The 12,865-nt window shown below is 70.4% G+C and carries 13 protein-coding genes and 1 pseudogene; 8 read left to right on the top strand and 6 right to left on the bottom strand.

All coding sequences use genetic code 11. The annotated features are described in order from the left end of the window. Window positions 1–24 precede the first annotated feature (24 nt). Complete coding sequence (locus BLASA_RS24915) at window positions 25–195, bottom strand: hypothetical protein (protein WP_014375486.1); 171 nt, start codon at window positions 193–195, stop codon at window positions 25–27. 216 nt (window positions 196–411) lie between these two features. Here BLASA_RS24915 and BLASA_RS07540 point away from each other — a divergent pair, with 216 nt between their 5' ends. Next, a complete protein-coding gene (locus BLASA_RS07540; protein ID WP_014375485.1) occupies window positions 412–813 on the top strand; it encodes a Rid family detoxifying hydrolase in 402 nt (133 codons plus the stop codon). A 126-nt stretch (window positions 814–939) separates the two neighbouring features. On the opposite strand, the pseudogene BLASA_RS26560 reads toward BLASA_RS07540, so the two are convergent. Continuing rightward, window positions 940–1,074: pseudogene (locus tag BLASA_RS26560) on the bottom strand (LysR family transcriptional regulator); the annotation flags it as partial. Window positions 1,075–1,112: 38 nt separating this feature from the next. Between BLASA_RS26560 and BLASA_RS07535 the strand changes: the two are divergent. Both BLASA_RS07535 and BLASA_RS07530 read left to right on the top strand, forming a co-directional pair. Continuing rightward, window positions 1,113–2,363 (top strand): diaminopropionate ammonia-lyase, encoded by a 1,251-nt coding sequence (locus tag BLASA_RS07535; protein ID WP_166486504.1) that lies wholly within the window; start codon window positions 1,113–1,115, stop codon window positions 2,361–2,363. Then, window positions 2,360–3,553: a M20/M25/M40 family metallo-hydrolase gene (locus tag BLASA_RS07530; RefSeq protein ID WP_014375482.1), complete on the top strand. Its 1,194-nt coding sequence runs from the start codon at window positions 2,360–2,362 to the stop codon at window positions 3,551–3,553. Before BLASA_RS07535 ends, BLASA_RS07530 begins: the two co-directional genes overlap by 4 nt. Before the next feature lie 646 nt (window positions 3,554–4,199). On the opposite strand, the gene BLASA_RS07525 is transcribed toward BLASA_RS07530, so the two are convergent. Continuing rightward, complete coding sequence (locus tag BLASA_RS07525; RefSeq protein ID WP_231839572.1) at window positions 4,200–5,336, bottom strand: aminotransferase class V-fold PLP-dependent enzyme; 1,137 nt, start codon at window positions 5,334–5,336, stop codon at window positions 4,200–4,202. 308 nt (window positions 5,337–5,644) lie between these two features. On the opposite strand from BLASA_RS07525, the gene BLASA_RS07520 reads away from it, so the two are divergent. Together BLASA_RS07520 and BLASA_RS07515 are read left to right on the top strand one after the other, a co-directional pair. Next, window positions 5,645–6,802: an aminotransferase class V-fold PLP-dependent enzyme gene (locus BLASA_RS07520; RefSeq protein ID WP_014375478.1), complete on the top strand. Its 1,158-nt coding sequence runs from the start codon at window positions 5,645–5,647 to the stop codon at window positions 6,800–6,802. A 63-nt stretch (window positions 6,803–6,865) separates the two neighbouring features. Then, the gene (locus tag BLASA_RS07515; protein WP_166486503.1) at window positions 6,866–7,348 is read left to right on the top strand and encodes a GntR family transcriptional regulator; all 483 of its coding nucleotides are present in this window, start codon (window positions 6,866–6,868) and stop codon (window positions 7,346–7,348) included. 234 nt (window positions 7,349–7,582) lie between these two features. Here BLASA_RS07515 and BLASA_RS07510 read toward each other — a convergent pair whose 3' ends face one another. Further along, window positions 7,583–8,326, bottom strand: coding sequence for a DsbA family protein (locus BLASA_RS07510; protein ID WP_231839571.1), 744 nt, complete (start codon window positions 8,324–8,326; stop codon window positions 7,583–7,585). 21 nt (window positions 8,327–8,347) lie between these two features. On the opposite strand from BLASA_RS07510, the gene BLASA_RS07505 reads away from it, so the two are divergent. Next, window positions 8,348–9,655, top strand: a complete 1,308-nt coding sequence (locus BLASA_RS07505; RefSeq protein ID WP_014374930.1) for an IS256-like element ISBsa1 family transposase — start codon at window positions 8,348–8,350, stop codon at window positions 9,653–9,655. Between the two features lie 205 nt (window positions 9,656–9,860). On the opposite strand, the gene BLASA_RS07500 is transcribed toward BLASA_RS07505, so the two are convergent. Together BLASA_RS07500 and BLASA_RS07495 are read right to left on the bottom strand one after the other, a co-directional pair. Then, window positions 9,861–10,334: a MauE/DoxX family redox-associated membrane protein gene (locus BLASA_RS07500; RefSeq protein WP_014375475.1), complete on the bottom strand. Its 474-nt coding sequence runs from the start codon at window positions 10,332–10,334 to the stop codon at window positions 9,861–9,863. Window positions 10,335–10,390: 56 nt separating this feature from the next. Then, the gene (locus BLASA_RS07495) at window positions 10,391–11,923 is read right to left on the bottom strand and encodes an MFS transporter (RefSeq protein ID WP_014375474.1); all 1,533 of its coding nucleotides are present in this window, start codon (window positions 11,921–11,923) and stop codon (window positions 10,391–10,393) included. A gap of 349 nt (window positions 11,924–12,272) precedes the next feature. Here BLASA_RS07495 and BLASA_RS07490 point away from each other — a divergent pair, with 349 nt between their 5' ends. Both BLASA_RS07490 and BLASA_RS07485 read left to right on the top strand, forming a co-directional pair. Then, window positions 12,273–12,482, top strand: a complete 210-nt coding sequence (locus BLASA_RS07490; protein ID WP_014375473.1) for a heavy-metal-associated domain-containing protein — start codon at window positions 12,273–12,275, stop codon at window positions 12,480–12,482. Window positions 12,483–12,561: 79 nt separating this feature from the next. Then, window positions 12,562–12,843, top strand: coding sequence for a metal-sensitive transcriptional regulator (locus tag BLASA_RS07485; RefSeq protein ID WP_014375472.1), 282 nt, complete (start codon window positions 12,562–12,564; stop codon window positions 12,841–12,843). Window positions 12,844–12,865 lie beyond the last annotated feature (22 nt).

Genomic DNA, 12,865 nt, shown 5'->3' with positions numbered 1-12,865 from the left:
CAGCTGTGCTCGAAGGTCCCCCGGTCAGGATGCAGGCAGGAGCAGCAGAGCGGTCGGCACCAGCAGGAGCAGGGCGGCCGAGCCGAGCGCGGCGGCCCGGCCGACGGCGGGTAGTGGGGCGAGCGGGCCGAGCAGCCTGACCACAAGCGTCCAGCTCTGCGGGATGTCGACGTCGGCGTACAGGACTGAAGGCATCGACCGTCACCTCACCGACGGTGAGGCCGTCATCGAGCGCCTCGCCACGCGGCCTGGAAAGGCACACCGGCGTGGCGTCATCCCGGTCAGCCTCTCGTCGGCCACGGTGGACTGTCCTGGTATCGAACAGCGCGACGCGCATGGCGACCAGCTCCCGCGGGCGGGCCACTGTCGCAAAGTCGCCCCCACAAGCTCCCGCGGGGCAGACTAACGATCATGCCTCGCTTCACTGTCGACGCTCCTGATGCTCCCGCTCCGGTCGGCCCCTACGCACACGCCGCGGGCCACGACCAACACGGGATGCTCTACCTCTCAGGTCAGACACCGATCGATCCCGCGACGAACGCCCTCGTCGACGGCGACGTCGCAGAGCAGGCGCACCGCGTCTTCACAAATCTCGGCCAGGTGCTCGCAGCCGCCGGCCGGACTCTCTCGGATGTCGTGAAGGTGAATGTCTACCTGGTCGACATGGCTGATTTCGCGGCCGTCAACGAAGTCTACGCAAGAGCATTCGACCAGCCGTATCCGGCGCGGACCACCGTAGCGGTCGCAGGCTTGCCTCTCGGGGCGCGCGTCGAAATCGAATTGGTCGCGGGACCGGGCACGATGCGCACGTAGTGTGCATGCACCCACCAACGGCGAGCAGTGGCACCACGCCTGCGGCCAATACTGCACCCGCCTCGGCATCGGCGGGCACAGCCCACACTGCGAGGGCCCGTCGCCGGCCGGCTCATTAAGGCTCACGCCGACCTCGGTCTCGAGCGGGGACAGCTGCTGGGACACGGTCGAGGGGCTGTAGTTCAGAGCCACAGAGACGGCGGCGCTGGTGCCGCGCTGATGCAGTTCCCTCAGCAGGCGCAATCGCGGAAGCTCCCACATGTCGCCACCTCCAAGAGCATCGGAGACATCGAACACTGATGTTCGCGAATCGTCACTTCACGACAGCAGCGTGGGTGAGAGACCGTAGACGAGTGACAACGACTCCCTCCCCTACGTCTTCTCCGGCGGCCATCGCCGCCGGGTCCTGGCTCGCGCACCCCGACGCACGGGCGTGGACCTGCCCGCCCGCTCCCGCTGACATCCGTGTATTCCACGAGGGCTTGCCGGGCTACGCGCCCACGCCGGCTGTCGACCTACCGGCCGTTGCCGAGCTGCTTTGCGTCGCGCGCGTGGTGGTCAAGGACGAGTCCTCGCGTCTGGGCCTGCCGGCCTTCAAGGCCCTGGGGGTGTCGTATGCCATGTACCGCGTCATCTGCGAGCGCGCCGGTCGGACCATTACCCCCACGGACTGGGACAGCCTCCGCGGGGTCGTAGCGACCCTTGGGCCGCTGCAGTTCGTGGCTGCCACGGACGGCAACCACGGCCGCGCGGTCGCCCGGTTCTCCCGCCTGCTCGGCGTTCCGGCCCACATCTTCGTCCCCGACGTGGTCACCCCCTCCTCGATCCGCGCCATCCAGGCCGAGGGTGCCCACGTATCCGTGCTTTCCGAGGACTACGACAAGACCGTCCAGCTGGCCGCCGACGAGGCCGAACGGCAGCCCAACGCGGTGCTCATCCAGGACACCGCCTGGCCCGGCTATGAGGACATCCCGCAGTGGATCGTGGACGGCTACTCGACCCTGTTCGCCGAACTCGACGACCAGCTCGCCCTCGGTGATCCCACTGAGCACGGCAGCGCCCTGGTCGTGACCCCGATGGGCGTCGGGTCACTGGCGCAGGCTGCGGTCGTGCACTACCGCAGCCACCCGAACTCCGCCTCCATCGCCGTCCTCGGCGTCGAACCCGACTCCGCGGCCTGCATTCAGGTCAGCATGCGCGCCGGTCGCGCCACCTCGATCGCCACTGCCTCCACCATCATGGACGGCCTCAACTGCGGCACACCCTCGTCCCTGGCGTGGCCCTACCTGCGTGACGGCATGGACGGCGTCGTAGCAGTTTCCGACGAGCAGGCGGCGGACGCCGTCAACACGCTCAACGCACTCGCCGTTGAAGCCGGCCCGTGCGGCGCCGCGACCATGGCCGCCGCGCGCATCGCCGCATCCGCCCCCGAGCTGCGCGAAAGCCTCGGCCTGACCAGCGAGAGCACCATCGTGCTGCTCAACACCGAAGGCCCCCGCCCCGCCGCCGCCCAGGACGTTACCGCCGCCCGGGCCGAGGACGCCCGATGACCAAGCTCCCGGACACCGCAGGGCTATCCCCGACCACACAGCCGGTCGACGGCGACCCCGAGGTCATCCGACTACTCAAGGAACTCGTGACCATCGAGTCGGTCAACCCGGCGCTGGACCCCACCGGTGCCGGCGAAGGCCCGCTGGCCGCCTACATCCACCAGTGGGCGACCGAGCGCGGCCTGACCGCCCGCGTCGAGGACGACGGATCGGGCCGGCCGAACGTCATCGTCGAGTCCCGACCCCCAGCCCCTGGCATCCCGACCCTGCTGTTGTGCGGGCACCTCGACACCGTGAGCCTGGCGAGCGTCACCGACCCGCTGCTGCCGCGCGTCGAGGGAGACCGCCTCTACGGACGCGGCACCTACGACATGAAGGCCGGCCTGGCCGCCAGCCTGGTGGCCTGCCAGCGCGCCCACGAAGCCGACCTTCCCGTCTCCGTCGTCGTGGCCGGCGTCGCCGATGAGGAACACGCGAGCCTCGGAGCCCAGCGGCTCGTGGAGAACCTCCAGGCCGACGCCGCCATCGTCTGTGAGCCGACCGAGATGACGGTTGGCATCGCTCACAAAGGGTTCGTGTGGACCGACATCGAGGTCCACGGCCTCGCCGCCCACGGGTCCCGGCCCGAGCTCGGTGTGGACGCCATCGTCAAGACCGGTCCGATCCTGGTCGAGCTCGAGCGCCTCACGGAGTCGTTGAAGTCCCGCGTGCACCCGCTTCTTGGTCCTGCGTCGGTGCACGCCTCCGTCATCAGCGGCGGCGTGGAGGCCTCGACCATTCCCGACCGTTGCCTCCTGACCATCGAGCGCCGCACGCTGCCGGATGAGTCCGTCGCAGACGTCGAAGCGGAGCTTGCGGCGCTGCTGCAGGCCTGCCGCGACGCCGACTCCCAGCTCAACGTCACCGCACGCACCGTGCTGCACCGCCCGCCGATGCAGACTTCCCCGGACGAGCACCTGGTCGCGGTCGTCGGCGACGCCATCCGCGATGCCCTCGGCGTCGAGGCTGAGGTCGTCGGAATGAGCTACTGGGCCGACTCGGCGTTCATTTCCGCGCTTGGCATCCCGACCGTGCTTCTTGGCCCGTCCGGTGAGGGTGCGCACGCCGAGGTCGAGTGGGTCAGCATCTCCGAGACCATCGCATGCGCAGACGTCCTCTACACGGCCGCAGAGGCGCTGGCAGCGGCCTGACCCACCGGGCTGGTGAACCATCCGACGGGTGGACAAGGCCGGGCCGGCCGGCCAGCAGCCATCTAGGTCCGTAGACCATCCGCACGGCGCCATTGGCACCACCGGTGCCGGAGAGGCGAGCGGCTGCCCGGCCTCAGGCTTCCGCGTCAGTGCTCGACCCCGTGTCGGTGCGCACGTCAGCAAGGCAGTGGAACTCGGCGGCGAGGTGCCGCGCCAGACGGCCCAGGCGCACTGACGAGTAGGGGCGCTAGTTCCGCGGTAGCGCTCCGGTTTCCCGCGCTCGCGCTGCCACCGCTCGTGCCACCCGCGGAGGTCGGCGACCAGCCGTGGCGAGAACCTCTCGGTGCGCGATGAGGTCGTCCGGTCTCCAGACCCGGCCACTCAGCGCCGTAGTCCGGGAAGACCCGCACGAGCGTCAGCTCCGGCTCGTCGTCCACGACCGGCGAGAGTGCGACACCAGGGCAGTCGTCGATGCTGGCGAGCCGACACCACTTAGTCGCCACGCGGTGTGCAGTGACCGCCCATCCACGGCTGTTCTACATCCCAGACGACGATCGCTGAGCGGGGCGGCGTCGTATGAAGGTCTGGTCGCAGGGCGGCTCCCGAAGTGGGTCGAGCAGACGACCTGACGATGGGGTCAAGGTGCTCAGGCGGTGGTGCCCTCCAACGCGCGGAGCGCGACAGCGATCTCTTCGGTGGTGTTGTAGTAGTGCGGCGATAGGCGCACCAGGTCCGGCAGGTTGCGCGCGGCCGCGTCCAGCGGTGTGGAGGTCGGCGGAGTGACCGAGGCGTTGATGCCGCTGCGCGCGAGCGCTTCTTTGACCTGCTGGGCCGGGACGGCGTCGTGGCTGAAGGTAATGATGGCGGACTGGTGCTCACCCAGGTCGCGCACGGTGACGCCACTGAGCTGCTGCAGCCCGGTGCGCAGTTGCTCCGCCAGCTGGGTGCAGCGGCGCTCGATCTGCTCCGGCCCCCAGCTCATCGCGTACTCGGCCGCGGCTCCCAGAGCCAGGCGTGTGGAGTAGTTGGTCTCCCACGTCTCGAAGCGGCGGGCGTCCGGGCGCAGCTGGTAGCCGCCGGGGGCGCTGTAGGGGGCGCCGTAGAGGTCGATGAAGGCCGGTTCGAGGTCGCGCAGGAAGTCTTGCGCCACGTAGAGGAAACCGGTTCCTCGCGGAGCGCGCAGGAACTTGCGGCCCGTGGCGGTGAGCATGGTGCAGCCCAGGGCTTCGACGTCGATGGGCATCTGTCCCACGGCCTGGCAGGCGTCCAGCAGGTAGGGAATGCCGTGCCGTCGTGCGATGCGACCGACGGCGGCGGCGGGGTTGCGCAGACCACCGTTGGTGGGCACCCATGTGATGGAGATCAGTTTGACGCGTTCGTCGATCATCGACTCGAGCGCGGCGGGGTCCAACGCACCGGAGGCGTCGTCAGGAATTGTCTCCACGGTGACGCCCTTGGTGCGCATCGCCTGCAGGTAGGAGACGTAATTGGAGGCGAACTCGGCGGTGGTGGTCAGGATGCGGTCGCCGGCGCTCAGCGGCAGGGAGTAGAAGAGTCGCTGCCAGGCCAGCGTGGCGCTGTCGGCCACGGCAATCTCGTCGCGGTGGCCGCCGACGAGGCGGGCCAGGCTGTCATAGACGCCCTCGACGCGGTCGGCGGCCTCGGCGTGGGCTTCGTAGCCCCCGATCGCTGCCTCGCGCTCGACGTGCTCGATCAGGGTCTGGACCACCACGGCCGGCATGAGCGCTGCCCCGGCGTTGTTCAGGTGCACCCGGTTCGCCACGCCAGGGGTGTCCCGGCGCGCTCGCTGCACGTCGGAGTCCGCGAACTCACCGTCCGTGACCATGCCGCGAGTATCCACGGTCCGGTGCAGGCCCGATGTTCCTCCCGAGTTCGGTGGGCACTGGCCCGCAGCGTGGCGGCTGCTGCATGGACACGTGTGGGCGGGCCAGGCACCAAGCCGCCGTCCTACTGCCCGTCCAGCAACGTTCGTCCCTGGGGAGCGGCTTCGGAGACATGGAGAGCTGGCCGCGAACGTGCTTCGGGTAGACGCCCCTGGCCAAACTGCTCGGCCAGGTAGGTTCCGCGGTCATGACCAGTCCCGACAGTGAGCCGCCGCCGCTGACCTGGGAGCAGGTGCGGACGCTCTATCCGGGGACGGCGGACGTGTCGTACCTCGATGCGGCGGCCGTCGGCTTGATCTCGTCCCGCGTCCGGGAAGCCATGACGGGGGTTCTCGTGGCCCACGAGCGAGGAGGCATCGCGGCTGCGCCGGGCTGGCGTGTGCACGCCGAATCAGTGCGTGCCTCCGTGGCCCGTCTGGTCGATGGCCGAGCCGAGCAAATTTCCTTCACGCAGAACACCAGCACCGGCCTGGCGACGGTGACCAACGGCGTGGACTGGCGCGACGGCGACAACGTCGTCGTTCCCGCCGGCGAGTTCCCCAGCAACTTCTATCCGTGGTTGCAGCTGCGGCGTCGAGGTGTCGAGGTCCGCGAGGTGCCCATGACAGGTGGCCTGGCCGCGGTGGACGACGTGCTGACGGCCTTGGACGACCGCACCAGGGTGCTGGCGATCAGCGCGGTGCAGTACTCCTCAGGTCATCGCTACGACCTGGCCGCGTTTGGGGATGCCTGTCAGAGCAGCGATGTGCTGCTGGTCGTCGACGGCACCCAGGCCGTAGGAGCAGTCACCGTGGACGTCGAGCGCCTGGGCATCGACGTGCTCGCCGTGAGCGCGCACAAGTGGATGCTGGGCCCCTTCGGCATCGGCTTCATCCACCTGTCGCGGCGGGCCATGCAGCGCCTGAACCCGTCCACGGTGGGATGGCTCAGCGTCGAGGACCCGTTCGCATTCGACCACGAACCGCGTCTCGCCGAGGACGCCCGCCGCTTCGAGTCCGGCACGGAAAACAGCGCTGGAATCGCGGGCCTCGGCGCCACCGTCGACCTGGTGCACGAGCTCGGTCGGCAGCGGGTCGAGAACCGGATCCTCGAGCGGGCCGAACACCTCGCGGCACTTCTGGAGGAAGCTGGGATGGACGTCCACCTCCCACAGGAGCGGGACCGCCGCTCGGGCATCGTCATCGCCAGCAGCCCCACCGATGCGCCCCACGTTCTGCACGAACGTCTGCTGTCGCGGGGCGTCCGCTGCTCACAGCGCGGCAATGGCCTGCGTTTCTCGCCTCACTACTTCACAGACGATTCGGACCTGCACCGGGCCGCACACACGCTCCGCCACGGCAGCTAGCCCCATCGCGCTCGTGGCCCTGAGTGGCCGCCTTCGGCGCCGCCGATTACGCCTGGCGGCTCAGTGCCCGGGGCTAGACATTCGAGCCGACGGCATGTTCGCCGTTGTCCTGGCCTGGAGAAGTCGACACCGCTGTTCCACCTGGAGCGGCTCGGGCTGGCCGACGGTGTGCCGCCCGCGCTGGGCCGGGTGTGGATGCCCGCGGCGATCGGTGAACCGCTGACGACCGTCGGCTTCACGGACACCAGCGTCTACGACCAACTCCAGGCCACCGGCATCGTGGTGACCGGCGGAGACGAGACGGTCCGGGCGGTCGTTCCTTCCCACGCGGAGCACGCGGCCCTCGGCCTGACACCCTCGTCCGCCGCGTTCTCCGTCCGCCGGATCGCCACGAGTCAGAGTCAGGGGGTCGCTATCGAATGCCGGCACACGTTGATCCGTGGGGACCTCTTCTGCCTCACGAATCCGATGACCGTGCCCGTCGGTCGCGACCGCGACGAGTCGGGCCCCACGCCACCGCTCGCCCTCGCGCCCACGGTCGGTTGAGTCCGGCGTCGCTGCCCGTCAGCCACCTGCCCACGCTTCGAGGAAGCGAAAGCGCGTGAGGGACGGCCCGCGCGATCTTCCACCGCGGGAGCGTCTCGACAGCCCGCGCCGGCCGCGCCGGATCCCATTTCCCTCACGCGGCCGGAGCGTCGCGGCCGACTGCCGGAGCGGATCTCCGACGTTCCGCACCTTCTGGGAGCGGGGGAAGCTCACGACCGGAACTGCTCCTGCAACTCAGTCCGCTGCGGCGGCCCGGACGGCGTCCTCGAGTCCTTGGGGCGTCCGCACGTCGAGCACCTGGCCGTCGACGAACACGGTCGGCGTGCCGTTGACGCCGTCGCGGCTGGCTTCCTCGGTCACGCGCTCGGTCCAGTCCTCGTAGACCAGCCCGCTGATCCCGGACTCGACGGCCTCACCGGTGGCGCCGGCACGCTCGGCGAGGGCGATCAGGTCCTCGTCGGAGAGGCCCGGGCCGCCCTCGGTCGGCTGGTTGGCGAAGAGCAGGTCGTGGAAGTCGAGGAACGCCTCGGGGCCGGCGGCGTCGGCGACGACCCCGGCAGCGTTGAGAGCGCGCGTGGGATAGGCGTCGGGCGACATGCGGTCGAGGATGGCGATCGGTCGGTATTCGACCGCGGTGGCACCTTCCGCCACGAGGTCGGCCAGGGTCGGGCCCAGGACGTCCTCGAAGGACTTGCAGGCCGGGCACAGGAAGTCCTCATAGACGGTCACGGTCACCGGTGCGTCGGAATTCCCGATGCGGACGGCGGTGCCATCGGCGACGGTATTGCCCGGCACGGCGGCATCAGCGGAGGTGGCCGTCCGCTGACTCTGCACAACGCCGACGACGATGATCGCGACGAGCACGACGACGGCGGCGATCGCCCCGCCGAGAGGTTGTCCCGGGTCTCGTAGAAGTTGAGGTGGCGGTCCCCCGCCCGCACCGGCCGTGAGGTAGGTGTTGGGCGTCCGCCAAGACACCACTTCGAGCAGGGGACCGCCGTGACCAAGAAGTACCAGAAGGACAAGATCGACACGCCTACCGGCGACGGAGTCGTCGTGCCGGAGCGGGTGAATGTGGCGATGGCCGAGATCGCCGGCACGATGCGTGAGGGCCTGCTCGCCCTCGCGGTCGGCGCCGGCCTGCAGGTGATGCAGGCGCTGATGGAGGCCGACGTGACCGGGATGGCCGGGCCGAAGGGCAAGCACGATGCCGGTCGGACCGCGGTCCGGCACGGCTCCGAGCGCGGGTCGGTGACCCTGGGCGGGCGGCGGGTGCCAGTGAGCCGTCCGCGGGTGCGCGCCGCTGACGGCTCCGGCGAGCTGTCCGTGCCCACCTACGAGCTGTTCAGCGGCACCGAGATCCTCGGGTCGATGGCGATGGAGCGGATGCTGGCCGGCCTGTCCACCCGCCGCTACCGGGTTGGCCTGGAACCGGTCGGCGACCACGTCAGCGCGGCGGCGAAGGCGACGAGCAAGTCGGCGGTGTCCCGGAAGTTCGTGGCGATGACCGAGACCGCCCTGGCCGAGCTGCTTGCCGCGGACCTGTCCGCATTGGACCTGGTCGCGCTGATGGTCGACGGGGTGCACTTCGGCGAATCCTGCTGCGTCGTCGCGCTGGGCATCGACTCCGAGGGGGTCAAGCACCCCCTCGCCCTGGTCGAGGGGGCGACGGAGAACGCCACGGTGGTCACCGACCTGCTGGTCGGCCTGCGCGATCGGGGGCTGGACGTGAGCCGGCCGATCCTGGTCGGCATCGACGGGGCGAAGGCGCTGCGCAAGGCCGTGGTCGACGTCTTCGACCACCCGGTGATCCAGCGCTGCCAATTGCACAAGATCCGAAACGTTCAGGACCGACTACCGCAGCGGCTACGCGGCCCGGTCGGCACGAAGATGCGCGCGGCCTACCACGCCGACTCGGCGCTAGAGGCCGAGGCGGCGCTGACCGGGCTGGCCCGGGAGCTGGACAAGACCCACCCGAGCGCGGCTGCCAGCCTGCGCGAAGGCCTGCACGAGACGCTGACCGTGCTGCGCCTGGGGGTGCCGCCCACGCTGGCCCGCACGCTGCGCTCGACCAACGCGATCGAGTCGATGATCTCCATCTGTCGTGATCACGCCCGCAACGTCAAGCGCTGGCGGGACGGGCAGATGGCCCTGCGCTGGTGCGCCGCCGGCATGGTCGAGGCCGGCAAGCAGTTCCGCCGGGTCAACGGCCACCTGCACCTGGCGAAGCTGCGCGCCGCGCTCGACGCCGAGATCACCGGAACTGTCACACCCGCCGTGCATGATGAGGAGGTCGTCGCAGCCTGACGCACAACGGGCCGCCACCGAAGTTCTACGGAACTCGGGACATCCTCCCCCGCCGATGAACGTGCGGCTGCGCCGCTGCGCCGATGCGCGCGCCGCAGCCTCGACGGCACGGCGAGCCTCCTGGCGCTGACGGGCGGCGGTGTTCGAGCGGGTGCGGGTGTTCTCAGTGGGCACGAGGAAGCTCCGTTTCAGTGCGGTTAGCGGTTCAGTGGGTGTCGTAGGTGGTGCCCAAGGCCAGCCGCGATCGGGGCCAGCGGACCAGGGCCAGGGCGAGCAGCAGGAGTGCCAGGTCGCGGACGATCTCGCTGCCGTACTCGGTCTCACCGGCCGCGACCTGACCGCCGTCGCCGAAGCAGCCGCAGTCGATCTGCAGGCCTCGCGCCCAGGCCGCCGCGATGCCGGCGATGAAGACCACCAGCAGGACGCCCGACGCCAGCGCGGCCGTGCGCACGAAGACGCCAGCCAGCAGAGCCAGGCCGACGGCGATCTCCAGGACCGGCAGCCCGAACGCGACCGGCTCGACCAGCGCCTCGGGGAGCGCCTGGTAGGCGCGGACCGCGCGGACGGCGGCGGCCGGGTCGGGGATCTTCAGCGCTCCGGCGACGATGAAGACGCCACCGAGGAGAACGCGGGCCGCCGTCGCGACCCACGGCCACGCCGCCGCCAGAAGAGTGCGCACCCCCTCAGAGTCGGTTCGCGACGGCCGCCGGTTCCCGTCAGTGGCTGTGGGGTCGCTCACTGCCCGCTGCCTCCACCCCGCCCGGGACCCTGGCGGGTGTCGGCGGCCCGCTGGGTTCCCCGGGTGGTCACCGTGACGGCGACGAGGCCAGCGGCGGTCAGGAGCAGCCCCGCACCGGTGAGGAAGCCGCTGGTGTAGCCCTGCGCCAGCGCCTCGCTGGCCCTCGCCACGGCGCCGGTGTCCGCGCCCGCCACACCTTCCTGCAGCACCTGTGCGGCATCGGGCAGCCTCTCGGCCGCGGCGGCGGTGGAGACGGTGGTGAACACCGCCAGGCCGAGTGCGGCGCCGATCTGCTGGGCCATGTTGACCAGCGCCGAGGCGACCCCTGCCCGATCCTCGGCGACGCGGTGCACGGCGGTGAGGGTCAGCGGCACGAACGCCAGGCCGAGACCGAACGAGGTGAAGAACAGCGCCGGCACGACGTGCCAGGCGTAGGAGGAGTCCACGGTGAGCGTGGACAACCAGAACATGCCGCCGGCGGCCAGTACGAGGCCGGGCGCGGCGACGACCCGTGGCGCGAGGCGCGCCACCAGCGTGGAGCTGATGCCCGACGCCAGGATGATGCCAACGGCGAACGGCAGGAGGGCCAGACCGGTCTTCAGAGCGCCGAACTGCAGCACCTGCTGCAGGAACAGCGCCAGCAGGTAGAAGGAGCCCATCAGCCCGGCACCGATGAACAGGATCGTGGCGTAGGAGCCGGCCCGGTTGCGGTCGGCGAACAGGCCCAGCGGCAGCAGCGGCAGGTCGGCGCGTGACTGCAGCACCAGGAAGACGGCCAGCAGCACTGCGGCGACGGCGAATGCGGCCAGGGTCAGCGCGTCGGTCCAGCCGTGCTCGCCGGCGCGGGTGATGCCGTAGACCAGGGCGACCATCGCCCCGGTGCCGGTCAACGCGCCCGGGGTGTCCAGCCGGCCGCGCCCGCGCCCGCCCTCGGCCAGCGCGCCGGTGCCGGCGAGCACCGCCAGGCCGATGGGGACATTGATGAAGAAGACCCAACGCCAGTCGAGCAGCCCGGTCAGCGCCCCGCCGAGCAGCACACCGGCGACGATGCCGACCGCGGACATGGCGCCGTAGACGGCCATCGCGGAGTTGCGCGGTTTGCCGGTCGGAAAGGTGGTGGCGATCAGCGCCAGCGCGTTCGGGGCGGCCAGCGCCGCGCCCAGACCCTGCAGGGCGCGGGCGGCGATCAGCAGCCCGGTGTTCGGCGCCAGGCCGCCGAGGAGCGACGCGGCCACGAACACGACCAGGCCGATCCGCAGCACCCGGCGCCGGCCGAACAGGTCACCGACCCGGCCGCCGAAGAGCAGCAGCGCCCCGAAGACGAGGACGTAGGCGTTGATCACCCACGGCAGGTCCGCCGCGGAGACGTCCAGGTCGGCCTGGATGCTCGGCAGGGCGATGTTGGCGATGCTGTCGTCGAGGACCAGCATCAGCTGCGCCGTGGCGATCACGAGCAGCGACAGACCCAGCCGACGACCGTCGGGTGGAGCCGCGGAGATCTGAGACCGGGCGCACGATGCGGCAGACATGAGGAAACTCCTGGCCCTCGTGAGACGTCGTGAGGTCCCCTAAGCGGGACCCCTCAACAGGTGTACCCCCTAGGGGTATCTTGTGCAAGGAGCAGTGAGCGGCGTCACCGGCGGGGCGCCGCCCCTGCTCGCGCGGCCGCAGCGACCGGCACCGCGGCCGAGCCGAGGGCGTCGTCGACGACCTCGAGCAACGCCGCCTGCATAACCCCATTGCCACTGCACTCACCGCGACTGAGCCCGGGCGCCGCCGTGAGAGAGGTCACGTGGCATTGCGGAAGATACCCCCCAGGGGTAAGGCTTGTACCGCATACCACGAGGGGTCACGCCCCGTGCCGAGAGGAGCACCACCATGAGCAGCACTGAATACACCGTTCGCGGCATGACCTGTGGGCACTGCGCGGGTTCGGTGACCGCCGAGATCACCAAGATCCCCGGCGTCACCGGTGTGCAGGTCGACGTGGCCACCGGCCGTGTGAGCGTCGAGTCCGACCAGCCAATCTCCGCCGACGCGGTCGCCGAGGCGGTCGACGAGACCGGCTACGAGGTCGTTTCCGCCTGACCCGGATCCGGGGCGGGCGCCGATTCAGTAGCTGCCCGCCCCGGCTCCACCTCTACACACCAGCCACGAGGAGAACGACATGGCCGGCTACACGCACGCCAAAGATGAGCACCTGAAGCGGCTGCGCCGCATCGAGGGCCAGGTCCGCGGCCTGCAGCGCATGGTCGAGGACGACAAGTACTGCATCGACATCCTGACCCAGGTGTCGGCGGCGACCCGCGCCCTGCAGTCGTTCTCCCTCGGCCTGCTCGACGAGCACCTGGCCGGCTGCGTTGTCGACGCCGCGCAGAAGGGCGGGCCCGAGGCCGACGAGAAGGTCCGTGAGGCCTCCCAGGCCATCGCCCGTCTCGTCCGTTCCTGATCCCGCCGCTTTGCCCACACAC

Source organism: Blastococcus saxobsidens DD2 (assembly GCF_000284015.1).
In the GTDB taxonomy this organism is placed as follows: domain Bacteria; phylum Actinomycetota; class Actinomycetes; order Mycobacteriales; family Geodermatophilaceae; genus Blastococcus; species Blastococcus saxobsidens_A.
The sequence above is the reverse complement of the archived record's forward strand: the minus strand, read 5'-3'. Positions and strand labels throughout refer to the sequence as shown.